The sequence below is a fragment of the Rhodococcus sp. IEGM 1306 genome, from assembly GCF_036541985.1.
Lineage (GTDB): Bacteria > Actinomycetota > Actinomycetes > Mycobacteriales > Mycobacteriaceae > Rhodococcus_F > Rhodococcus_F qingshengii.
Map to the genome: position 1 here is coordinate 251,238 of NZ_JAZHFF010000007.1, position 23,884 is coordinate 275,121.

Below are 23,884 nucleotides of genomic sequence, written 5' to 3' on the forward strand. Positions count from 1 at the left end.
CCACTGATCGGGAGAGCGGGTTCCTTGCTTGGTGGTGGGCGATCTACGTTGACGTGATCACACGCCAAGTGGACAAACGCGGATGCCGGCGCAGACGTAGCGCCACCCGCCGGGCTGAGAGACCAGGAGACGATATGACGATTCAAGCGGAAGTCACCACGATGCTCGCAACCCTCAACGCTGGATTCCCGGATGTCACCAGTGTCCCGCCGTCGGAGCTACGAACTCTGATTCGGAACCGACGTGCGCCGCTGACGGGTCTTCCCGACATGCTTTCAGTCGAGAATCACGTAATCGACGGTCCCGGTGGAGATCTGGCAATTCGCGTCTTTCGTCCGCATGGAACCTCGAACGACGTTCCTCTCGTGGTCTTCGCTCACGGGGGCGGTTTCGTGTTCTGCGATCTGGACAGTCACGACGAATTCTGTCGATCGATGGCGCAGGGAGTCGGCGCAGTAGTGGTTGCCGTCGACTATCGGTTGGCGCCGGAGCATCCGGCACCGGCAGCCCACGACGACGTCTACGCCGCGGTGGCGTGGGCCAGCGAGCATGCTGCCGAATACGGTTCCGACGCAGGTAAAATCGCACTTGTGGGCGACAGTGCGGGAGGGAACCTCGCGGCGACCGTGGCTATTGCCGCTCGGGATCGGGGTGGTCCGGAAATCGCCCTTCAGGTTCTCATCTATCCCGTGATCGACGACGACTTCGAAACCGAGTCGTATCGGCTCTACGGCACGGGTCACTACAACACCACCGCAGCGATGGAATGGTACTGGCAGCAGTACGCGCCTGAAGGTCGCGACGACGCCCGTGTGATTCCTACGCGTGCGGAGACGCTCGCCGGTCTTCCGTCTGCTGTCGTCGTGACAGCCGAACTCGATCCGCCGTGTTCGTCAGGTGACGCGTATGCGCAGATGCTCGCGACGGCTGGCGTTTCGGTGCGCCATCATCGCTTCGAAGGATTGTTCCACGGCTTCCTCACTATCCCGTCTTTGTCACTGACCGAGCCTGCGCGACAGAAGCTTTGGGCGATGACGCGCGAGGCGCTCGGTAGCGAGTAGGCAGATCACTTCACTGTCAGGAGTCTCTCGGTGAGATTGCCGAACGTGTGACAGATTCTGTCGTGGACCACGGCCTCGGGACATTCGGGGTCGAACCACCGGTCCACCACTGCCCAGTGAATCGGATGATCGAGGTACTGGGTCTGCAGTGAGCCGAGGTCGGTGAACTCCTGCTCCCAGACATGAGTCCATGGTGTGTGCCCGATCGCTGCGTCGACTCGGCTGAGACGCCAGGCGCAGATCGACGAGATATGGGTAGGCATCCTGAGCAGATCCCGTTCGAATTCCTCGAGTACGTCCTGGGGTGTGCTGGGGGATACCCGGATGAACAGCGCTCGGTACACCTGACCGGCGGCTTCGGCGCCGGAACGTCCCGTGGTCCCGGACGAGTACTCGGCACCGTGGAAGTGGTCGACGGCGGCGCAGCGCAGGCTGTCGTCGACCGCATCTCGGGCTGTCTGCCAAGCCATCTCGTCTTCGAACTGAAGATGGACGATCAGATCTCCGCCGTTGATGACGCCGGGAAGTGTCGTACAGACGAGACGACGCAGCGCGTTCGACGATTCGGCAACTGCGGCAATGTTCTTCACTGCAGCGGTCCACTCGTCGGCGCCCGCCCCGTTGGCGGCGTGCACGACTCTTGTCACGTTATACATTGCTCAGTCCTTCGATGTCCTTTGCTGCGGCGGCCATGGAGCGACTCCGTTCGATTATGAGCGGAGCCATTGCATCCCACCACTGCCTGAGGGTGGAGTCTCTGCGGCCCTGGCGCGTCATCGACCACCAGCCGGCCGTGCCGTCGACCGTCCAGGTGACGGTCAAGGTGTTCGGGTCTTGATCGCACCACAACGGAGGGCTGACGAGTACGTCGGCGAGTGTCATGCCGCGACGCTGTGCACTCGGCAAATACTGGTCGAGTAGCGCGTCGACGAACTGTCGACCGCATCCCGGTTTCGTGACTATCCGATCGATCACGTAGAGCGTTTCATCTGCCATTGGTGAAGATTACTTTCCCCTAACCCGTTGTGATGCTTTCGATCTCACACAGCGGGAGATAGCGGATTTGGTCATGTGCCCGGCATTTCGACACCTCCCGTCAGGCGGGAATCGTTGCTGTGCAACAGAATCGGATGATGCAACATGGCGGACAACGATTGCGTGAAATGCAGTCGAACTCAGGTCGAACACATACGTCATGTGTTCGATGTCGTGAAGTGGAAGAGCCTTGGAGGAGCAGTTGAATCACTCGCTGGTAGGGAAGACCGCGCTGGTGACCGGGAGCAGTCGAGGCATCGGCAGGGCGATCGCCAGGCGACTGGCGGCAGAGGGGGCAACCGTGGTCGTCACCGCACGGTCGACTCGGCCTACCGCGGCAGTCCGTGCCGACAGTAATGTCGTCATCGGCGGTACGTTGTCCGAGACCGTCGAGATGATCGAGTCGCAACACCTTCGTGCACTTGCCATTCCGGCCGATCTCGAGGATTCCGAGGCTCGCGACGGATTGATCGAGAAGGTCGTCTCGCGGACCGGAGGTATCGACATCCTCGTGAACAATGCCGGGTTTGCCGACTACGCGCCGATCGAGAAGATGTCGCTGGCGACGTTCGATCGGACCCTCGACCACTACATTCGCGCGCCGTTCGCCCTGTCGAAGGCAGCCATCCCCTACATGCGAGAGCGCGGCGCAGGCTGGATCGTGAACATCGGTTCCTCGACGGGACTGAATCCGATCAGGCCCTTCCGCGACTACAACAAGACGTCGGGTGACGTGATTTACGCGTCGATGAAGGCAGCACTGCACAGGTTCACACAGGGCCTCGCCGCGGAGGTGCTGGACGACAATATCGCGGTCAACTCGGTGGGGCCTTCCACTGCGATCTCGACTCCCGGCGCCGACGCACTCATTCCGGATGGATACGAAACCGAGCCCGTCGAGTATCTTGCCGAGACGGTACTGGCCATGTGTTCTCTTCCCGCGGCCGAGCGGACCGGCCTTGTAGCGTTCAGTCTTCATTTTCCCTGGTATCAGGATCTGGTCGTGAAGGCGCTCGACGGGCAAGGGCTGATGCCCAGACGTGAGCCACCGACGTGGTGCAATCCCAACATTCTGCCCGAAGGAATCTGAAGTCTTTGTCGAGCAATAGTTTCGGCGACACAACCCGAGGAGTGGAGATGTCCCACGCTGAACGCCGGTTCGGTACCGGCACGGCCGTCGTGACCGGTGCGGGGGCCGGTATCGGTGCAGGGTTCGCCCGACACCTTGCGCGGCTGGGAATGACGGTGGTAGTTGCCGACATCGACGAGGAGCGTGCGTCGCTCGTCGCCGAGGACATTCGCGCGGCCGGTGGGAGGGCTGACGTCCATGGAGTGGACGTAGCGGATGCAGATGCCGTGAAGAGGATGGCGGACAATGTGTTCGATCGTCACGGCAGCGTCGAGTTGCTGGTCAACAATGCCGGAGTGGAGACGGCCGGGTTGCTGTGGGAAGTCAGTGGTGCGCGGTGGAGACGGTTGATGGAGATCAACGTCGACGGCGTCTTCTATTGCCTTCGTGCTTTCGTGCCATTGATGTTGAAGGTGGGTAAGCCGGCGTGTGTGGCCAATCTGTCTTCTGTCGGCGGGATCAACAGCGCCGCGGTGCAAGGACCGTACATCGTCAGTAAGTTCGCGGTGCTGGCGATGACCGAGAGCTTGCACCAAGATCTGTCGTTGGTCGACTCTCCGATTCAGGTCAGTGCTGTTGTTCCACACTCGATCCGGAGTGAGATCTTTCGTGCGGCCCAGCGTGACGCGCCGACTACGAACGTCACGGCAAACGCTGTCTTCGATGCAATGCAACAGGCGAACGTCGAATCCGGACTCGACCCGCTCGATGCCGCCGAGCACATGACCGAAGCAATAGCGCGTGGGGACTTCTGGGTGTTCTCCGACGACGACGCGTGTCGGCAGTTCACCGACCGCCGAGCCGCTCAGCTTCGAGACCTGCTACCTCCCGCCGATCCTCGCACAATGCTCACACGCATGGGCATCTCGTGAATGCGGAGCTGTTCGGAGCAGGCCTGTTCACGCGCTGCCGTTGACAGACGTCGACGCACTCTTGGGGAGGCCTGACCAACCCACCAGGCCGACCAGAGCGAAAGCTACGGCGGCAGTGACGAAGGTGACGGTGAAGGCGGATTCGCTGGGCAGAGCGGATACGCCCTCTGGCAGGTTCGCGATGGTCATCGAGGCGAGAATCGTAGTCACCACTGCACTGCCCATGGCGCTGCCGGTGGAACGGGAGATCGAGTTGATGCCGTTGGCTATTCCACTCTGGTGTCGCGGAACGCTCGACATGATGATCGCGGGCATGGCCGCGTAGCCCAGGCTCACGGCGGCGCCGATCACGATGCCGGCACCGATGACCGACGCGGTGTGCGTGTGGTCGTACGCGAGCCAGGCGAACGGCACCGCACCACAGATGGCGGTGAGTCCCAGGACGAAGCGTGGCCCACGCACTCTGATGAGCCGCCCACCGATCGGTGCTGCGATCAGCGAGGCAATCGCACCCGGCAGCAGGAATTCCACCGACGCACGCAGAATGCTGGCGTCGAATCCGTATCCCGTGAGGGCGTGGGGAAGCTGCACGAGATAGGAGATGCCCAGGAAGTTGGCGAACATTCCGAAGCCCAGCATGACCCCCGCCAGATTCGCCATCATCACGGGCCGGTGGACGAACATTCGCATGTCGACCAGTGGTTCGTCGACGATCTTCTCGATCCAGACCCAGACTGCGAACATCACGATCGAGCCCAGGAAAACACCGATGGTCACGGGTGAGAACCAACCCCATTGGTGGCCTTGCGAAATCGACAACAGGAGCAGAAGGAGTGCAGCGCCCAGGCTCAGCGCGCCGATGACGTCGACGCGCCCGCCGCTCTTGTGCTTGGTTGCCGGAACCAGCGTGATGACGGCGACGAGGGCAAGCAACGCGAACCCGGTGGCCATCCAGAAGGCGTTGCGGTAGTCGGCATCCGGAGCCGATGTGAGAAGTCCGGTGGCTACGAGGGCGAGCCCGCTGCCGAATGCGAGAGTTCCGCTGACCAATGCCATCGCGCCGGGAAGCTTGTGTGGGCGGACCTCTTCGCGCAGGACCGACAGAGCCAGCGGGAAGATGGCGGTGGCGGTCCCCTGGAGGACGCGTCCGAGGATGAGAAGTGGCAGATTGTGTGCCAGTGCGGCGACGATCGAACCGATGACCATGACGACCAGAACGCCGACCAGCGTGCGCTTCTTGCCGTGCTGATCGCCGTAGCGGCCCAACAGGGGAGTGAAAACGGCGGCCGACAGCAACGTCGCCGTCGTCACCCAACTGATGCCGGCCGCGGATGCGCCCAGATCGGACTGAATACGCCCCAAAATCGGGACGGGCAGTGTCTGCATCATCGAGACGATCATCGCGGCCAGGCTGAGCGCCCCGATGATGACGGCCTCGCGGCGCGGCGATGTTACGACGGATACATCCGGGGTGTCGTGGACCGTTGGCTGCGCAGCGCTGTCGGTCGTCACTGAATTCGTCAAGTGGGTCCTTCTCGGGAATTACAAGAGAAATTGCTTAATGTGCCGAAGTAATTTTCTCTGGATGGTAAGTCCGCGAGATCGATCCCGTCAATGCTGGTCAGTGAGCCCCTGGGGCCAGCTCGGTGTATTCAGGACCAACTCGGCGTGTTCCGGACTAGAAGGGGTAGACCGGGAGTGCGCTCTGCGCAGTCACCCACTGCGTTTCGGTGAAGGCGTCGAGGTTTGCGCCGATACCGCCGACGCGGCCACCGTTACCCGAAGACGCCATACCGCCGAACGGGATGACTGCTTCGTCGCCGACGGTCTGATCGTTGATGTGTACGAGGCCGGTGGGGATTTGTTGGGCGAGCTCGAGCCCTCGCATGGCGTCGGAGGTCAGAATGCCCAGTGACAGTCCGTACTCGGAATCGTTGGCTATGGCGACGGCCTGTTCGACGGTGGCGAAGGAGGTGACCGGTGCGACTGGCCCGAAGACTTCGTCGGCGAATGCCGGCGCGGTGAGTGGGGTGTCGGCCAGCACGGTGGGCCGGTAGAAGAGATCCTCGTAGGTGCCGCCGGCCGCCAGTTTTGCTCCGGCCGCGATGCTTCCGGTGACCAGGGAGTGGATGTGGTCGCGTTGTCCGGCGTCGATGATGGGTCCGAGTGCGACCTGACCGGTGAACGGGTCGCCTACCGGAAGCTTGTCGGCGTGTTCGGCAAGGAGTGCGGTGTAGTCGGCGGCGATACTTTCGTGGACGAGCTGGCGGCCGGTGGTCATGCAGATCTGCCCCTGGTGCATGAAGGATCCGAAAGCGCCTACAGATGCGGCCTTTTCGAGGTCGACGTCGTCCATGACGATCAGTGCGTTGTTTCCCCCGAGTTCGAGGTGTGCTCGTTTGAGATGGCGGCCCGCCAGTTCACCGACAGCGCGTCCTGCCCGGGTCGACCCGGTGAATGCGATGACGCGAACGCTCGGATGAACCACGATTGCCTCACCGGCGTCAGCGCCACCCGGCAGCATGCCGAACACTCCGGCAGGCAGACCGGCTTCTTCGAAGATGCGGGCAAGAACCACACCGCCACAGATCGCCGTGCGCGGATCAGGCTTGAGGATCACCGAATTGCCCAGTGCCAGTGCGGGAGCGACTGCACGGATCGACAGAATGATCGGGAAGTTGAACGGTGCGATGACGCCGACGGTGCCGACGGGGACGCGACGAGAGAAGCTCAGCCGCGGTTGCTCCGAGCGCAGCACCTCGCCGATGGGGTGTGCGGCCAAAGCTGCTGCGTTGTAGCACTCTTCGGCAGCGGTGTGGGTTTCCAGTCCGGCTTTGGCGGGAATGCTGCCGGCCTCGCGGATTACCCATTCGCCGATTTCGTCGGCGTACTGCTCGAACAGTTGACCGGCGCGGCGTAGAACGGCGGCTCGTTCGGTGTACGGCCTTGCTGCCCAATCCTTCTGAGCGGCAGTAGCTTTTGTTGCAGCGGCTGCCACGTCGTCTGGTGTTGCCATGCCGACCGTCGTCAACTGCTTGCCGGTGGCCGGTTCGACGACAATACGATCGTCGGCGCTACCGAGAACCCATTCGCCGTCGAAGATCTTCGATTCCCACACAGGTTCGCTCAGCAAACGCGTCATGGCCGCTCCTCGGTAAAGGGATGCAACCGCGCGCCGCATCACATGGTTGTGGACCACGTTGCTCCGTGAGGGGAGTCGATCGCCATCGCACTTTCACTCAGTGAAAGACGGATTCATGGCGTCCTTGAGCGCTTGGATCAGATCGGCGAACTCGGTCGAGTGGGTGGCGCCGCTGCGGGTCACTCCCGAGACGGGAATTCGCAAGCGGCCGTGCGATTCTCGCATGAAGCTGATGCCGGCGCGTGGAGATTCGCCTGCGGTGATCGAATACAGCAGGGTCCAGGCGCGCGGGTTGGTGATCACGTCCAGCGTGGCTGTGTGATCGCTCGGAATTGCAGGGCCCAGTTGGACGCGTCGATCTATCTCGCGGAACGCGTCCTCGACCACCTTGTGAATGAGCACCTGGCTTTGGCGCGGCGGCAGGAGCAGGGGGTATGCGGCCAGATCATTGAGGTCGACGCTTTGCTGGCCGGCCAGGGGGTGCCGGCTCGACATGACGACCAGCAGATCTTCGACGCCGAGGTCCAAGGGTTCGAGTCCGGGGCGGTCGACGCCGCCGCGAATCAGCGCGATGTCGGCGTCACCGGAGGCTACGGCGTCCATGCGGTGGGCAAAACTCTTGATGACGAACTCGACGTCCAGGTCCGGATGAAGTTCGCGCACGTGTGCGATGGCGTCCAGCGTCTGAGCGGCGAAGCTCATGTTTCCGGTGATCCGGATCCGGGCTCGTGGGTCGCGTGCGACGGAGTAGGCCATCGTTTCGAGGCTGAGGACTTGCTGCGCAATGGGCACGAGTCGCGATCCTGCCGGGGCAAGGCGAACGGCTCGGGTCGAGCGTTCGAAGAGTGTCGCGCCAAGCTCCTTCTCCAGTCGGGCGACCTGATGGCTGATCGCCGACTGCGAGATGAAGCAGCGCTCGGCAGCGCGACTGAAGCTCAGTTCCTCGCTCACGACGAGGAAGTACTTGAGTTGGCGGAAGTCCATGAGGACAGCTTACTTATGAGCAATCGAGATAACAGTCTTGCGAATACTCCAGCTAGCTGGACCCGACCCATGATCAGTCCATACCGTAATAGTCATACTTTCAATTTGGTTGAGGAGATTTGTTGTGGATAGAACAGCTGCGGGTCGCGCTGACATCGACGCGACTGGACACGAGCAGACTCAGGTAGTCATCGTCGGTTCGGGATTCGGAGCCCTCGCCGCGGCCAAGACCCTCGCGAAGTCCAAGACGCCGTTCGTCCTCATCTCCGCCACCACCGAGCACCTCTTCCAGCCGCTGCTCTACCAGGTGGCGACTGGTGTTCTGTCGGCAGGCGAAGTTGCTCCGCCCATCCGCACGATCCTGCAGAAGTACCCCAACGCCGACGTGCGTCTCGGTCGCGTCGTCGAGGTCAACGCCGAAGAGAACACCGTCGTCTACGAGGCTTCAGGCACCCGCCACACTCTCGGATACCGCTCGCTCATCGCAGCCACCGGTGCCACCCAGGCGTACTTCGGTCATGACGAGTTCGAAAAGGTCACCTACAAGCTCAAGACCGTCGAGGATGCCGAGGTCCTGCGTAAGCAGATCCTGCGTTGCTTCGAAGAGGCTCACACCACCAACGACGCGCTGGTTCGCCGCAACCTGCTCAGCTTCGTTGTCGTCGGTGCAGGCGCGACCGGCGTCGAGCTCGCCGGACAGATCAAGGAACTGGCGCGTCGCTACTTCGCCAAGTCCATCAACAACATCAGCGCCGACGAGGTCACGGTCACCATGGTCGAGGGCGCGGGCGTTGCGCTTCCGGCCTTCGGCGGCAAGCTCAGTGAGTACACACAGGCCTCGCTCGAGAAGTCGGGTGTCGAGGTTGTTCTCAACACCATGGTCACCGCCATCGACGAGCACGGTGTCACCGTCTCTTCGGCAAAGACCAAGGAAGAGAAGCGCATCGACGCCGAGACCGTCATCTGGTCGGCCGGTGTTCGCGCCAACGACTTCGCAGCAGTGCTCGGCGAGGCGACCGGTTGTGAGAGTGACCGTGCAGGTCGTCTGCTCATCAATCCGGACTTGACCGTCGGCGGGTTCGCCAATGTCTTTGCCATCGGCGACATGACTTCGCTGAACGGTCTGCCGGGTCAGTCGCCCGTTGCAATGCAGGGTGGCCGTCATGCAGCGAAGACTGTGAACGGAAAGGTCAAGGCCGGAACGCCTTTCAAATACTTCGACAAGGGCAGCATGTCGATCATCAGCCGATTCAGCGCTGTGTGTCGCGTCCGCAAGGTCGAGTTCAAGGGCACGATCGCCTGGTTCATGTGGCTGGCCGTGCACGTGATGTATCTGGTGGGCTTCCGCAACCGGTATGTCGCTGTGATGTCGTGGTTCGGTTCGTTCATCGGTCACCGTCGTCCGCACTTCCACTACGCGCAGGAGCCGATGAAGATCGAGGCCACGCCGCCGGTGACCGAACGCGAACCGGAATTGGCGCACTCCGCGTAGCTTCGCACCGCCTGAACACGTTTCGCCTGATGTCAGTCACACTGTGTGAATGGCATCAGGCGAGCGTTCGTTGATCGGCCGGGCATTTATCGTGCTCGGTGCCTTCGACGCGAAATCGCCGCGGTTGACGCAGTCGGAGATCAGTCGTCGCAGCGGTTTGCCTCTGCCCACCGTCCACCGACTGTGTGGGCAGTTGGTGGCTGAGGGCGCACTCGAGCGTCGGAGTGACGGCAAGTACCAGGTCGGAGTCCGGTTGTGGGAGATCGGCGCTCTTGCTCCCGGCGCTCACGGCCTACGGCAGGTGGCGTTGCCGTTCCTCGAGGACCTGTACGAGGTCACCCGAGAGAACGTGCAGTTGGTCGTTCGTGAGGGCACCGAGGCTCTGTACCTCGAGCGCTTGTCCTCGCGTAGCGCCGTCACCGTGGTCGGCCGTGCCGGCGGAAGATTGCCGTTGCACGCGTCCAGCGGTGGATTGATTCTCCTCGCGCACGGCGGAACCGAGCTTCTCGACGACGTCCTTCGCGCCGGCCTCGAGTCGTTCACTCCCAAAACCATTACTTCCGAGCGGATTTTGCGAGCAACTCTCGACGAGATCAGGCGCGCCGGATTCGTGGTCTGTCGTGAGTATCTGAACGTCGGAACCCTTGCCGTCGCCGCTCCTGTCCGCGAAGCCGGGGGCAGTGTCGTGGCAGCGGTCTCGACAGTTGTTCCGGTGGAGCAGGATCCAGCTCCTTTACTGCCCGCGTTGGTCGCGGCCGCCCGTGGAATATCACGCGGGCTTGGTAGCGGTGGGTTTCGATAGCTCGTTTCGGTCTTTCACTGAGTGAAATTGCAGCTGTTCAGAGGAGTGATCGTGGTCGAGGGTGGTCTCAATCGTCACTCACCTCAGGAGCTCTCTGTATGTCTTCTTCACGCACCCAGGTCGGAATCGTCGGTGGTGGTCCCGCCGGGTTGATGCTCTCGCATCTGTTGCACCTGAAGGGAATCGATTCGGTTGTCCTGGAATGCCGCACCCGCGAAGAGGTAGAAGGCACCATTCGTGCCGGCGTGCTCGAACAGAACACGGTTGATCTCATGGTCGAGACCGGACTCGGTGATCGACTGAAGCGGGAGGGCCTCGAACATCACGGAATCGAGTTGCGATTCGGTGGACGAGGGCACCGAATCGCGTTCGACGAACTGACCGACGGGCGAGCAGTCACGGTGTATCCGCAACACGAGGTGCTCAAGGATCTGATCGCGCGGCGTCTCGCTGACGGCGGGGACATTCGATTCGGAGTGTCCGACGCGCAAGTACACGATCACGAATCGGATCGCCCGAGTATCACTTTTGTCGACTCGGACGGAAATGATCAGAAGCTCGAGTGCGCCCTGGTGGCCGGTTGCGACGGTTCACGCACCGGAACGCGAAAGCTGATTCCCGAACCGTCGATCCGAACGGATCATTTCCGCCAGTATCCCTTCGCGTGGTTCGGCATCCTGGCCGAGGCGCCGCCGTCGTCCGAAGAACTGATTTATGCCAACCATGAGCGCGGGTTTGCACTGATCAGCACACGGACGCCCGAGGTACAGCGTCATTACCTTCAGGTCGATCCGGACGACTCCGTGGACAACTGGTCCGACGATCGAATCTGGGACGAGCTGCACATGCGCGTCGACGGTGAGGGGGCGGAGATCAAGGACGGCAGGATCTTTCAGAAGTCGATCCTCCAGTTCCGCAGCTTCGTGTGTGAGCCGATGCAGCACGGCAACCTGTTTCTTGCAGGGGATGCGGCGCACACCGTGCCGCCGACCGGCGCGAAGGGAATGAATCTCGCGATCGCCGACGTCTACGCACTGGCGAAGGCAATGGACGGTTTCTTCACCTCGTCCGACCGAAAGATGCTGGACGGGTACACCGAAACGGTGTTGCCGCGTGTGTGGCGGACGCAGCACTTCTCGTGGTGGATGTCGTCGATGCTCCATCGCTTGCCAGACGACAGCGGTTTCGGGCATCGCCGACAGTTGGCCGAGTTGGACATGGTCACGCGTTCCGTGGCGGGACGAACGCTGATCGCCGAGAACTACGTCGGAACTCCCTTGCATCAGTAGGCCGATTCGCAGGTTGCACGGTGCGAAATCAGGGGGAGTGGGGTGCCAGGTGTCACCAGGACCCCGAAGTTCTTGGTATGTGTCCGCCTGGCGGGAAGCCGCCGAGCCGAAGTAGCGGGAGCTTTGTAACCTCGAACACGTCCTTGTCCAACCGAGGGTGGCTGATGCTTCGACGGCACTGCGGGGGAGTTGTCGTATGACTGAGCGTTGCAAGAAGTGACTGTTCAGGATCCACTGTCTCCCAAGCCGATCGGTGCGAACCGACGTCGAGCTCATCGAGGCACTTCAGTCGCTCCGGTCAACTGAACAGAGGGATCTTCCGATGAAGTTCAGCCTCGCCGTGGCTATGATTCCCCTCTCTCAACTCGTTGCACTTGCGAAAGTGGCCGAAGAATGCGGCTTTTCTTCGATCACGATGCCCGACTCACTGTTCTTTCCCGAGCGGGGCGCTACCGGGTATCCGTATACCGCTGACGGTGTGCGGATGTGGGACGCGAAGACACCATTTGTAGACCCCATGATTGCCGCGGCCTTCATGGGACCCGGAACGTCGAAGATTCGCTTTTATCCGCAGGTGCTCGAGCTCAGCTCACGCAATCCTCTGCTGCTGGCAAGCCAGGTGGGGTCGGTCGCGAATCTGACAGGAGGCCGCTTCGGTCTCGGGGTCGGTGTGGGCTGGGCGCCAGAGGAATTCGAGTGGTGCGGCGCTTCCCCCAAGGATCGAGGCCCGCGAGTCGACGAGATGCTCGAGGTACTGCGACTGGTTCTAGGCGGCGGTATGGTCGAACATCACGGCAAGTTCTTCGACTTCGACAGGCTGCAGATGAGCCCGGCGCCGATCGATCCCGTCCCCATCTACATCGGAGGACATTCCGCGGCCGCATTGCGCCGTGCAGCGCGAGTGGGTGACGGTTGGACCTCGGCTACAGTCTCTTTCGCTGATCTGCAAGCTCTCATCGCGAGGATCGGCGTCCTGCGGGTCGAGTACGGGCGCGCCGAGTCCCCGTTCGAAATTCAGGCCGTCTGCGCCGATCGCTTCGGTCTCGACGGCTCCTTGGAACTGGCCGATAGCGGAGTGACGGAATCGATCGTCATTCCTTGGGCCATGTACGGCCTCGGGTTCGACTGCGACCTGGAAGCGAAGAAAGATGCGGTACGCAGGTTCTCCGAGGAAGTCATCTGCAAATTCTGAATTCACGTAGCGCACCCGTGCTGCAATGACCCGTGTGCGGGGATCAATCCGTATGCGGGCGTTGCGGCTCCAACATCCGTTCGCGCAGACTGTCGTAGATAGGTGCCGACCCTGCCGACGTGGTGACGAATACCGCTGCCGCAGTGGCAGCGAGCATCGGGACCAGCGTCGACGTCACCGCGGTCATTTCGACCACGATCACGATGCCGGTGAACGGTGCGCGTACTACGGCGCCGAAGAAGGCCGCCATACCGACGGTGGCCATGGTGACCGTGAGCCCGGCGTCCACTCCGGGCACGAAGCTCGACAGTCCGGTGAAGATCGACCCCCAGAGCGCGCCGAGAGCGAGTAAGGGAGCGAACAGTCCGCCGGGAGTTCCAGCGGCATACGAGAGCGGGCCGGTGAAGAACCGAACCACCAAGTACAGCAGCAGGATCGGCAGTACGAAGGTCCTTCCGCCGACGATCATCTGTGCAAGAACGTCGCCGCCCCCACTGGCCAACGGGTCGAGGAACAGCGTCAGGCCGATGACGGCGCCGATCGTTGCGCCGATGACAGTCGGTGGGATCTTGTCGAGTCGTGCCACGATGTCGAGTAGTCCCAGAATCAGGCGGTTGTACGCAATACCCAGTAGCCCCGTGAGGATTCCGAAGACGACGAACAGTGGCAAGAGTGCAAGTTGAGGTGTCGGCACGGTGCCGACCTCGAAATCGGGTTGATCACCGATGACGATCCGTGCACAGCCCACCGCCACTGAAACACCGAAAAGCGTTGGCAGCACGGTGCGCAGCCGGAACGAGTGCGTCACCTCCTCGCAGACGAACAGTGCTCCCGCGATCGGCGCGTTGAATGCGACAGCGAGTCCTGCTCCGGCCGTGGATGTTTGCAGCATGGCGACGTCGGGTTCGGTGAGGCGGGCTCGCCGTCCCGCTTCTGCTCCGATCGCCGCACCCATGTGTACGGTGGGGCCTTCACGGCCGAGAACCAGACCGGAGCCGATCGCCAAGAGGCCGCCGATGAATCTGGCGGGCACGAGACTGATTCCCGGCGGTTTCGCTTCACCGCGGGACACCGCCTCGACGTGCTGGATGCCGCTTCCCTTTGCGAGGGGCACTCGTCTGACGATCAGTACGGCAAGTACGGTGCACAGGGCCACCAGGAGGACCGGCACGAGCCACCCGACGTACGGAACATGATGCGCCCAGTTCACGATCGCCTGACGAAGTTCGTCGGCCCTGATCAGACACCAACGGAACGCGCCGCCGACAAATCCGACCCCGACGCCGGCGACCGCAGCGAGTAGACACAGCAAACCCAGTCCGCGGTTGGAGTCACGCGGTTCGGTGCCGCCATCGTCCTCGGTCATCGTGATCAGCCCTACCTGATGGTCACAACTCGCGACAGGTGAATTGAGCTTCCTCACCTTGGACGGTAACCCATCGCGCTACCCGCAGGGTCGGATCGAGGTTGTGCAGCCTGGTCACAATTCGACAAGCAGGCTGATTCCGAGAACCGCCATCATCACGGCGATCAGAGCATCGAGAACCCGCCAGGCGTTGGGTTTCGCAAAAAGCGTCGTCAGCAGACGTGCGCCGTAACCGAGGGCGCCGAACCAGACCACACTTGCCGTGATGGCACCGGCGGCAAACCACCAACGTCCGATCTCGCCGCGACCGTTGGCGATGGAACCCATGAGCACGACGGTGTCGAGGTACACGTGTGGATTGAGCCAGGTGAGAGCCAATGCCATCGTGACGGCGGCAAGCCTCGACCCGTTGCCATGTCGATCCGGTGCCAACGTCTGGGGGTGAAGTGCCCGCTTGGCGGCGAAGAGCGAATAGCTGAGGAGGAAAACGGCGCCGGCGATACGAACGAACGTGATCATCGACGGTGCGTGTTCGAGGAGGGTCCCGATTCCGCTGACGCCCGCGAGGATCAGAATTGCGTCTGACAACGCGCACACTGCGACGATCGGGAGTACGTGCGATCGCGTCAGGCCTTGACGAAGAACAAACGCATTCTGGGCGCCGATTGCGACGATCAAAGACAGTCCGACCCCGAAACCGACGAGGGCCGACGCAGGGTCGTTGGTGCTGAGCATGTTGTCGAGCCTGCCGCGCAGATATCATTCAGTCCAGCTAATGATTCTAAGGACACATCAGAGTAGCTTCAGATTATGTTGGATTTCGAGCAACTGAGGGCATTGCACGCCGCGGTCGACGAGGGAACCTTCGAGGCGGCGTCCCCGTTGTCGAGCGGATGCGCGCAGTCCACCTCTGCCCATCTCCAGATCAGCCCGTATCGCTCGAGGTCCAGCTTGGACAGGTACGGCGAGCCGATACCCATCGGGTGAAACGCCGAGCAGTGATCATGGATCAACCCCGGCACGTCGATCGGACCGGAGCGGGTGCCTCCGCCGATCTGGTCGGCAGCCTCGAGCACCTGCACGTCCACACCGCTACGTGCGAGGTGTACCGCGGCAGCGAGCCCATTGGGCCCGCTGCCGACGACTACGGCCTTTGTCACTTACTCACCTCTTGCTCGCTACCGCTGACCCTCGTACGCATCTTCGGTTCGGAGACAACCTGCGGATCCGTTGCCGCGCGGTCGGCCCGTACGTCCAGTGTCCACTGAACGTCGAACGGAATGGGCCCGTTCGGCAACCACGGCTGTTCGGCGACTGCGTCGGCGACCTTGAAAGTACCTCGTTCGATGACACCGAGAGCGGCATCGATCACCTGGTACTCCTGCGTTCCCTTGTGGATGGGCTGCGATTCGATCCAGGTCACCAGGAACTCACCGGGTGCGAAATTGCAGCGACGCTGAATGGCTGCGATCAACTTCGCGTCGTGCAGGTGCCCGTCACCGAAGTTGAAGGCGACGATGGAGTTGCACATGAACTCTGCTTCCCGCAGTGAGTACGTGTTGATGTCGTCGCCGAGGTGCCTGATCATCAGAGAGAACAGCGCACGCCCCTGGCTGTGCATGGAACGCCAGCCCAACAGCTGATGCAGAACGACATCGGACACATCTTCGGGGTACATCGTCATCAACTGATTGCGCGTATCCGGCGACGGACGCTTGATGAACTGGTCGATCTTGGCTTCAGCGCCCGGCGCGAATGCCCACGTCGCGGATGCCCAGTTGCCGGCGTACTGGCGCATCGACGGCAGGAAGGACACCAGATCGGGTCGAAGGTTTCCGAGAATGGGGAAGAAGGCAAGGGCTGCAACAATTCCCGCGGTAATCCACGGTGAGGACATGGCGCCGAGTCCGTAGCCGTCCCATGCCGGGAATCCCAGGAACAGAAAGACCGAGGCGTAGGCGAACAGAAGATTCCATTCGAGTGGGACGGCAAGCGGGAAGGTCGACGCGATGAACAGATGGAATCCGACCATGAGGATCACGGCGAGGATCGTGAGGGTTTTGTTCGTCGAGAACAGCAGTATCAACGGGGTGACGATTTCGACCATCGTTCCGGCCACGTGTGCGACGCCGCCGCCCAGGTGTGAAGGCCGCAGATCCTCCGGGAAATTCCGGTAGTGGGCGCGCTTGATCTTCTTCGACGGGATCCACGGGGTATTGCTGAGCATCGGAGGAACCACCAGCGAGAAATGGCGACCGAACTTCGAGACACCGGCACCGATCCACACCATGACGATCAGCAGTTTGAGCGCCAGGATCATGTCGACGAACGGCAGGAATGTGAAGAAGAAGATCGCCGGCAGGTACTGCTCACTACGGGCAGCGATGAAGGGCACCTTGTCCCGCAACCCGAGAATCACCATGAGTACCAGGAAGGAGTACAAGACCGTCGGGCGCACCAGTCCGGCATTGTCAGCGATTGCCGAGTCGATTCCTGTGGTGTGAACACCGGGGAGAACAGCGGCAACAAGGAGATTGGCGACTGCGGCGACATAGATGAAGACGTCGAACACCGTGCGGGTGTCACCCGAGGTGAGCGGCACTTTGCCCGGCCACGGTGGCAGACGAATGGTGCCGGGGCGGAGCCAGTAGAGAACTCCACCGGTCATCGGCTTGAAGTGGCCGGCGAGCGGCCCCCAGGATCCTGCCAAGCCCAGCATCTCGAGCATCATCGTCCAGATGATGAGTTTCTGGTAGACGATCGGCTGGTTCCACCACGATCCGATGTCGAACCACGAGAGGCCGGAAGTCAAAGTGGCAACGGCTGTTCCAGCTGCCAGGTAGAGGAACAACAGTTTCATGATGTAGACGGTGTGGACCATCTTCGGCGTACCGAAGCCGTAATCCACCCAGTGCGTGGACATGTCACGCAGACGCTCGAGAAACGGCTTGTCCATGAACGTTGCCGGATCGACGGGAGGGAAGTTTCCTTCTTTGAATCCCATGATGTGCTCCTGAAATACGGAATGTGGGCATGACGGATCGACTCGACGGACGTCGTCGAGCTGTGCTGGTATTACGGGGAAGTGACTAGTGAGCGGGAGTTGCGCTCAAAGCTCGTCTCATTCCAGGTTTGTCGATCTTGCCCACCGGGTTTCGGGGAAGCGCATCGACGACGTAGATCGCCACTGGCACCTTTACTCGGGTGAGCAAGGCCGTGACATGTTCGAGCAGTTCGTCTTCGGTGACGGGTGCATCGGGGTAGGCGACAACATAGGCAACTGGCACCTCTCCGTAGACCTGGTGCGGAGCGCCGATGACGGCTGCCTCGAGCACGGAAGGATGTGTAGCGAGCGAGTTTTCGATCTCCTTGGGGTAGATGTTCTCTCCCCCACGGATGATCATGTCCTTGATGCGATCGACCAGGGTCAGGTAGCCGTCCTCGTCGAGGACTCCGACGTCACCGGTATGCAACCAACCATCCTTGACGGTCTTCGCAGTCTCCTCCGGCTTACCCAGATAGCCACGCATCACGTTGCCACCCTTGATGACCACCTCTCCGGCAGTCCCGGCGGGCGCAAAGGTTCCGTCCTCGGCAAGAATGGAAATCTGCTGGCCGGGCAACGCCGGGCCGACCGTACCGAGTTTGCGCACGCCGTCCACAGGATTGCAGGCCGACGCACAGGTCCCCTCGGTGAGTCCGTAACCTTCCACGATCACGAAACCGAAACGCTGCTCAGCGCGTTCGAGGAGTTCCTTGCTGATCGGCGCCGCACCGCACACGGCAAACCTCAAGGACGACGTGTCGATCGAAGGGTCTTCCGGCTGTGAGGTCAGCATCGCGTAGATTGCCGGCACCGCCGAGAAATACGTGGGGCGAAGCCGCGCGACGTCGTCGAAGAATCTCGAAACCGAGAACTTCCCGGTGACACTCACCTGTCCGCCGACAAGTAAGGGCGTCAAGACGCTGACGCAGATCGCGTTGACATGGAACAGCGGCAGAATCAGCAGGCAGTGATCCGCGCCGGTAACACCGATGTTCTTGCCCATCGACGAAGCCATGAACTGCAGGTTGGCATGAGTCAGCATCACTCCCTTGGGCCGTCCGGTGGAGCCGCTGGTGTAGATGAGCAACGCCAGATCGTCTGCTGCAACATCGATTCCGGGTCGGGGATCGGTCGGCGGCACTGTCGCCAGATCCTCGACGGCCAACACTGCGCGGCCGCCCGAGGGTGCGTCGGCAGTGGCGGTGATGACCAACTCGGCCCCGGAGTCCGCGATCTGGTAGTCCGCTTCGTTCGCGGTGAACATCGGATTGATGGGTGTAGCGGCAGCACCGATGCGCCAGGCAGCCATGATCGCGATCAGCAACTCGACGCGATTGGGCAGCATGATCGCCACCACGTCACCGAGGCCGATTCCGAGTCCAGCCAATTGCGCGGCAACAGCTTCCGTGCGATCTGCGAACTCTTCATACGTGAGTTCGACGTGGTCGTCCCGCAAGCACGGCTTCTGCCCGTACTTCTCTGCAAGATCCCAAGCCAGATATCCGATGTTCGCCACGAGAGTCAGCACCTTTCATTCGTGTGTGACTCAAAACACTATCGGCGTCCTGCGGCCGAAGAAACGGTCCCAGGGGATCAACTTGTCCAGGTTCTTTGTTCCCTGAGCACAACACCGCCCGAGCACAACACCGCACGTGCGGTGCACATCAGCTAGACGGCTGATGCAACACCTCGTGGGCGCGTCTGGTCACCACCTCGGAGATCCGGCGCAAGACAGGTGACGACAGTTTCCACTGCTGCCAGTACAGCGGAACGTCGTCCACGAAGTCCGGATCGAATCCGATCAGCACGCCGGAACGATCGTCGTCGCCGCGCTGCAGGTCCGGTATCAATCCCCAGCCGTATCCCCGCCTGACGGCGTCCGCGAAGTCTGCCGATGAAGGAACAAGATGACGGGGCGGATCGGCGGGGTGGCCGACCTTTTGATCGAGGTACCGATCCTGCAGCAGATCCTTGCGATTGAACACCACCAGCGGCGCCTCCGAAAGGGATTCGGCCGTGACACCGTCTGCGAACCAACGACGGCAGAACTCTGCACTCGCCATCGGCCGATACCGCATGATGCCCAACCGACTGGAGGTACACCCTTGAATCGGTGACGCAACAGACGTGACGGCAGCCATGACCGAACCGTCGCGCAGCAGTTCGGTGGTGTGGTCTTGATCGTCGAGATGAAAATCGAAACTGACTTCTTGCGTGAACTCCGCGAGGGCCCCGAGAACCCAGGTGGACAGCGAATCGGCATTGACCGCGATCGAGACACGCGCAAACATCCCTGAACCATTTTCAAGGCCGAGCTCTCGCACGGTGTCACGCGACAAAGCGTCTATCTGACGTGCAAGACGCAGGACTTCTCTCCCGGAATCGGTGACCTGGACGGGTTTGGTGCGCTGCACCAGGATCCGGCCAACCGAGGTCTCGAGACCTTTGATTCGTTGGCTGACCGCCGAAGGCGTGATGTGTAGTTTCCGCGACGCCGGGGTTCTGTACCGCTCGCTGGAGCAGACGGCTGCGGGACTCGGCGCTGACGGGCCTCGATGGCAACGCATGTTCGGTGACTTGTCGACTGGGTTCGATGCGCTGGCGTCCGATCTGATGCGCCCGATCGTCAATGTTCCGCACCATCCGCTGCGGCTCGCAGCTTTCGGTCCGCGAGCGCTGCTTCCGGCAACGGTGACCGCCAAACTGTGGAAGACGGACAAGGGGAAGGCGCTGTTCGGCGGGGTTGCCGCACACGCCTTCTATCCACTCAACCGTCCGGCCACCTCGGCGGTGGGATTGATGATCACTGCTGCTGGTCACCGCTACGGTTGGCCGGTTGCAGAGGGAGGTTCGCGGTCGATCACCGACGCGATGGCTGCGATGCTCCTCGATCACGGCGGCAAGATCGACACCGGCGTTCGGGTTCGTACGGCCTCCGAGATTCCGGACGCCGATGTTGTTCTGCTGGATGTCAATCCGGGGGGTGCGCTCGAAATTCTGGGCGATCGACTCCCTGGCCGAGTGGCGAGGGCCTATCGAAAGTTCAAGCAGGCTCCCGGAGCATTCAAGGTCGATTTTGCGATCGAAGGTCATGTGCCGTGGACCAATCCGGACTGTGCTCGGGCCGGAACTGTCCATCTGGCAGGTGGTTTCGACGAAATCGTGGCCGCTGAGCGTGAGACGAATTCAGGCCGTATGCCGGACCGGCCGTTCGTGCTCCTAGGTCAGCAATACCTGGCTGATCCCACCCGATCTGCCGGGAACGTTCATCCGCTGTATGCCTATGCGCACGTGCCTCACGGTTACGCCGGCGACGCTACGGAGGCGATCATCCGTCAGATCGAGAGGTTTGCGCCAGGATTCCGGGAGCAGATTGTCGCGACGTCGAGCAGTGGTACAGCTGACCTGGCAGAGGACAATCCGAATCAGGTAGGCGGCGACATCATCGGAGGTGCCAACACCGAACTGCAGGTTGTCTTGCGTCCGCGCGTCGCAGTCGATCCGTACAGCACGGGGATCGCGGGCACTTACCTGTGCTCGGCCTCGACCCCGCCGGGTGCCGGAGCACATGGAATGTGCGGGTACAACGCAGCCGAATCGGCTCTGAAGTACCTGCGACGAAAGGGTGCGGAAGTTCTGTGAGTAGTCCATCGCACAAGGAGCGAGGCGCCGGTGCGATACGGCGCCTCGCCCGAGTGCCTGCAGCCGCGGAGCCGGAAGTGCTTGCGGTGGTTGCCGAGTTGGCACGACGACTCGACGAGCGCAGCGCCGACATCGCGCGCGAGATGGCCTTCATGATGGCTCACGAAATCGACCAATTGGATGCAGACGCCAAATTGCTCGAAATGCTCGAGGCCAGCGTGCAGGGAAACATCACGACGATCATCCACGTATTGGCCAACGACATTCCGATCGATCATCTCCAACCCACCACTGCTGCAGTGGAATACGCTCTGCGTCTGGCGCAGCGGGATGTCCCGTCCAACTCCCTTGTCCGGGCCTATCACATGGGCCAAGGCGATCTGATGCGGATCTGTCACGACGAGATCAGCACACTGGATATTCCGGCGCGACTCACTTTGGCTGTCCTGAAACACACTTCGGACGTGGTCTACAGCTACATCGACTGGATCACGCTCTACGTCTTCGACGCGTACGAGCGGGAACGCAGTCGATGGATGGCAGCGCAGGGAAACCTCCATTCGGCCGCAATCCACGCCCTCCTGTCCGGCGCCAACGCAGATACCGCTGCTTTCGAAGCGGAGACCGGGTACCGCCTCGGTCAGAACCACGTCGCCCTGGTGGTCTGGTCGACGTGGGATGCCGACGTCATGGGCATCAATACGCTGGACCGACTCGTACGTGATCTCGGCGCAGCGGCGGGAGCGGACAAGCCGCCGATCATCACCGCCATCGATCGGCGCACGGTGTGGGCGTGGCTGCCGTTCGGTCGCCGGGTGCCTGCGCCGGATCCGGAGGTTCTCGCGGCGGTAGTGCCGTTGGACGGCGGGGCGCGGGTGGCAATCGGACTGCCGGGGTCAGGGGTCGACGGTTTCAAACGGTCCCACGAACAGGCAACCGCCGCCTATTCGGTTGCTGCCGTCCCGGATACACCGCAGCGACCTGTGGTGAGCTTCGGAGACCGCGGCGTCGCTGTGGTTTCACTTCTGTCCGAGAACATCGATTCGACGAAGTCATGGGTCTGGGAGGTGCTTGGCCCGTTGGCGGAAGATACGCCCTCTGCTGCATCCTTGCGGACGACGTTGAGTGTGTACTTTGCACATGGTGAAAGTCATCTGCACACTGCCAATCACATGAATCTGCACCGGAATACGGTGAAGTATCGCATCAACAAGGCGCTCGGCGATCCAGTTGCTGCCGGCCGAGACAAGTTGGATCTTGCTCTGGCCCTGCAGGTTTGTGAGTTGTTGGGTAGATCGGTCTTGCGCCCGGCCAAATCGTCGTGAGTTGTGGACGCGCCACGGCCTGTGGGCTCCGTATCGGGTTTTGATGTCCGATGCGGAGCCTGGCCGTGTTCTGTTGTCGCCAAAGAGGTTTGACCCCTCAGGTTTTGAAGGTGGTGTTCGCCGGCCTGGGTTGCTGTCCGGGGTCGATCGAGGGCGGCGGGACGAACCAGGGTTTGTTGTCGGCGCCGATTCGGATTTCCCATTTGCCGACGAACCCGGATTTCCGGTGCATCAGTCGGTGATGTGAACGGCACAGCAGGACCAGGTTGTTCATCACCGTCGGGCCGCCGTTCGCCCAGTGCCGGATATGGTGCGCATCCGTCCAGGCCGGTACACATGTGCAGCCCGGGAACGCGCAGCCCCTGTCTCGGGCGATCAACGCCACTCGCTGTTCGGGGGTGACCAATCGTTTTCCGGGTTTCGCATCGAGCGGTGCGCCGTGATCGTCGAGCAGGACGGTGGAGAGGAAGCAGTCGCAGCCGAGGAGTCTGGTCTGTGACACGGACAGTGGTCCGAGCCAGGGCATGTGCCCGACATCGAGATCCGACTGAGACTCTTCACCATCAGCAGTGGAGGGTGTTGCGGCGCAGTCACGGTGCTCAGCGAGATCACGCGCGTTGATGTGCACGTTCACGTGCGGGCGTTGGCCACCATCGGTACCGGTTTTCGCGCAGTCCAGGTAACGGCGGATCAGTTCGGTGAACCCGTCCGCCGTGCGCTTCGCCGTCGACCGAGCATCCGGGGTTCCATCGGGTGCCGGGGTGGGCATCGTCAGATTCGACAACGCCGACAGCAGCATTTCCCCGGTCAGGGCGTCGAAATCGCCGCGCACCACCACCCGACCGTTCAATGTCGACGCGATCCGCAACTCATTGAGATCGACATCCTCGGCGGGCGGAATCTCATCCGATTCGAACAACCTCTCCAAGGTCGCGATCACGTTCCGCACCTTCGTTGTCGTCGCCTCCACCCCCGACGCAGCCGCCAACAACAAATCGATGCACTTCGGCAATGCCTCCTCCGGCATGCCCTTCGGCGGTGACTCGCAGAACGCCACGATCAACACGGCGTGCTCGAACGAGCAATCCCCGCCATCGAACCGAGCCGCCACCGCCGGAAACGGCCGCAAAGCTGCACCCAACGCGGCGATCTTCTTCCCGTCCCGAACCTGCAGCATCGTGTTCGCCGCCAACCACGCACCCACTCCGCGGCTGGCAATCACCTGATCATCCGGGCGCAACGACAACTCGTCCACCACCGCTACACGCACAGCTTCCAGGCGCAGAATCTCCGCGCTCGCCGACACCGCAGCCGCACGTAACTCAGAAGCAGGTAACTGCCACAGGCGTCCGCGTAACCCCACCGCAGAACCAGACACCACGTCCGACAACAAGACGCTCATTGAATCCCCCGATCCCCTCCCCAAATCATATTCGAATATGTGTTCGAGTCAAGGGGTAATTCACCAACGAATCGGCCTGGCTCTGTGATGTCAGCGGGTTGTCAT

General features: G+C 61.7%; 19 protein-coding genes and 2 pseudogenes. 9 read left to right on the forward strand and 12 right to left on the reverse strand.

What is annotated here, in order from left to right:
- Positions 1 to 134 precede the first annotated feature (134 nt).
- A complete protein-coding gene (locus V3587_RS21290; RefSeq protein ID WP_007730522.1) occupies positions 135 to 1,061 on the forward strand; it encodes an alpha/beta hydrolase in 927 nt (308 codons plus the stop codon).
- A gap of 5 nt (positions 1,062 to 1,066) precedes the next feature.
- On the opposite strand, the gene V3587_RS21295 is transcribed toward V3587_RS21290, so the two are convergent.
- A complete protein-coding gene (locus V3587_RS21295; RefSeq protein ID WP_030536113.1) occupies positions 1,067 to 1,717 on the reverse strand; it encodes a Dabb family protein in 651 nt (216 codons plus the stop codon).
- The gene (locus tag V3587_RS21300) at positions 1,710 to 2,057 is read right to left on the reverse strand and encodes a hypothetical protein (protein ID WP_007730530.1); all 348 of its coding nucleotides are present in this window, start codon (positions 2,055 to 2,057) and stop codon (positions 1,710 to 1,712) included. Before V3587_RS21300 ends, V3587_RS21295 begins: the two co-directional genes overlap by 8 nt.
- A 241-nt stretch (positions 2,058 to 2,298) precedes the next feature.
- Here V3587_RS21300 and V3587_RS21305 point away from each other — a divergent pair, with 241 nt between their 5' ends.
- The gene (locus tag V3587_RS21305) at positions 2,299 to 3,186 is read left to right on the forward strand and encodes an SDR family NAD(P)-dependent oxidoreductase (protein ID WP_283377165.1); all 888 of its coding nucleotides are present in this window, start codon (positions 2,299 to 2,301) and stop codon (positions 3,184 to 3,186) included.
- A 47-nt stretch (positions 3,187 to 3,233) separates the two neighbouring features.
- On the forward strand, positions 3,234 to 4,097 hold the full coding sequence (locus V3587_RS21310) for an SDR family NAD(P)-dependent oxidoreductase (protein ID WP_007730535.1): 864 nt from the start codon (positions 3,234 to 3,236) through the stop codon (positions 4,095 to 4,097).
- 27 nt (positions 4,098 to 4,124) lie between these two features.
- On the opposite strand, the gene V3587_RS21315 is transcribed toward V3587_RS21310, so the two are convergent.
- The 3 genes from V3587_RS21315 to V3587_RS21325 all read right to left on the reverse strand — a co-directional run bounded on the left by V3587_RS21315 (position 4,125) and on the right by V3587_RS21325 (position 8,223).
- Positions 4,125 to 5,621 (reverse strand): MFS transporter, encoded by a 1,497-nt coding sequence (locus V3587_RS21315; protein ID WP_202426560.1) that lies wholly within the window; start codon positions 5,619 to 5,621, stop codon positions 4,125 to 4,127.
- Positions 5,622 to 5,775: 154 nt separating this feature from the next.
- Positions 5,776 to 7,239 carry a benzaldehyde dehydrogenase gene (locus V3587_RS21320; protein WP_007730539.1) on the reverse strand — a complete coding sequence of 488 codons (1,464 nt, stop codon included), beginning with the start codon at positions 7,237 to 7,239 and terminating at the stop codon, positions 5,776 to 5,778.
- A gap of 93 nt (positions 7,240 to 7,332) precedes the next feature.
- Complete coding sequence (locus V3587_RS21325; protein WP_003943104.1) at positions 7,333 to 8,223, reverse strand: LysR family transcriptional regulator; 891 nt, start codon at positions 8,221 to 8,223, stop codon at positions 7,333 to 7,335.
- A 124-nt stretch (positions 8,224 to 8,347) separates the two neighbouring features.
- On the opposite strand from V3587_RS21325, the gene V3587_RS21330 reads away from it, so the two are divergent.
- The 4 genes from V3587_RS21330 to V3587_RS21345 all read left to right on the forward strand — a co-directional run bounded on the left by V3587_RS21330 (position 8,348) and on the right by V3587_RS21345 (position 12,998).
- Complete coding sequence (locus V3587_RS21330) at positions 8,348 to 9,715, forward strand: NAD(P)/FAD-dependent oxidoreductase (protein WP_003942969.1); 1,368 nt, start codon at positions 8,348 to 8,350, stop codon at positions 9,713 to 9,715.
- Positions 9,716 to 9,764: 49 nt separating this feature from the next.
- Positions 9,765 to 10,517 carry an IclR family transcriptional regulator gene (locus V3587_RS21335; protein WP_003943227.1) on the forward strand — a complete coding sequence of 251 codons (753 nt, stop codon included), beginning with the start codon at positions 9,765 to 9,767 and terminating at the stop codon, positions 10,515 to 10,517.
- Between the two features lie 98 nt (positions 10,518 to 10,615).
- Complete coding sequence (locus V3587_RS21340; RefSeq protein ID WP_007730544.1) at positions 10,616 to 11,806, forward strand: 4-hydroxybenzoate 3-monooxygenase; 1,191 nt, start codon at positions 10,616 to 10,618, stop codon at positions 11,804 to 11,806.
- Between the two features lie 322 nt (positions 11,807 to 12,128).
- Entirely contained in the window at positions 12,129 to 12,998 is an 870-nt protein-coding gene (locus V3587_RS21345; protein WP_007730547.1) for a TIGR03619 family F420-dependent LLM class oxidoreductase, read from the forward strand.
- Positions 12,999 to 13,041: 43 nt separating this feature from the next.
- On the opposite strand, the gene V3587_RS21350 is transcribed toward V3587_RS21345, so the two are convergent.
- The 6 genes and pseudogenes from V3587_RS21350 to V3587_RS21375 form a co-directional block, all read right to left on the reverse strand.
- Positions 13,042 to 14,364: a ClC family H(+)/Cl(-) exchange transporter gene (locus tag V3587_RS21350; protein WP_283377145.1), complete on the reverse strand. Its 1,323-nt coding sequence runs from the start codon at positions 14,362 to 14,364 to the stop codon at positions 13,042 to 13,044.
- A gap of 114 nt (positions 14,365 to 14,478) precedes the next feature.
- Complete coding sequence (locus V3587_RS21355; RefSeq protein ID WP_283377146.1) at positions 14,479 to 15,099, reverse strand: LysE/ArgO family amino acid transporter; 621 nt, start codon at positions 15,097 to 15,099, stop codon at positions 14,479 to 14,481.
- Between the two features lie 137 nt (positions 15,100 to 15,236).
- Positions 15,237 to 15,524, reverse strand: a pseudogene (locus V3587_RS21360) (phytoene desaturase family protein); the annotation flags it as partial.
- A complete protein-coding gene (locus V3587_RS21365; protein ID WP_042451545.1) occupies positions 15,521 to 17,368 on the reverse strand; it encodes a DUF3556 domain-containing protein in 1,848 nt (615 codons plus the stop codon). The pseudogene V3587_RS21360 and the gene V3587_RS21365, both read right to left, overlap by 4 nt.
- An 85-nt stretch (positions 17,369 to 17,453) precedes the next feature.
- Positions 17,454 to 18,926 (reverse strand): class I adenylate-forming enzyme family protein, encoded by a 1,473-nt coding sequence (locus V3587_RS21370; RefSeq protein ID WP_054826947.1) that lies wholly within the window; start codon positions 18,924 to 18,926, stop codon positions 17,454 to 17,456.
- 148 nt (positions 18,927 to 19,074) lie between these two features.
- Positions 19,075 to 19,977 (reverse strand): LysR family transcriptional regulator ArgP, encoded by a 903-nt coding sequence (locus V3587_RS21375; protein WP_317829758.1) that lies wholly within the window; start codon positions 19,975 to 19,977, stop codon positions 19,075 to 19,077.
- Between V3587_RS21375 and V3587_RS21380 the strand changes: the two are divergent.
- Positions 19,901 to 21,052: pseudogene (locus V3587_RS21380) on the forward strand (phytoene desaturase family protein); the annotation flags it as partial. The gene V3587_RS21375 and the pseudogene V3587_RS21380 overlap by 77 nt on opposite strands.
- Positions 21,049 to 22,377, forward strand: a complete 1,329-nt coding sequence (locus V3587_RS21385; protein ID WP_411742240.1) for a PucR family transcriptional regulator — start codon at positions 21,049 to 21,051, stop codon at positions 22,375 to 22,377. The pseudogene V3587_RS21380 and the gene V3587_RS21385, both read left to right, overlap by 4 nt.
- 97 nt (positions 22,378 to 22,474) lie before the next feature.
- On the opposite strand, the gene V3587_RS21390 is transcribed toward V3587_RS21385, so the two are convergent.
- The gene (locus tag V3587_RS21390) at positions 22,475 to 23,779 is read right to left on the reverse strand and encodes an HNH endonuclease signature motif containing protein (protein WP_283377147.1); all 1,305 of its coding nucleotides are present in this window, start codon (positions 23,777 to 23,779) and stop codon (positions 22,475 to 22,477) included.
- Positions 23,780 to 23,884: the final 105 nt, after the last annotated feature.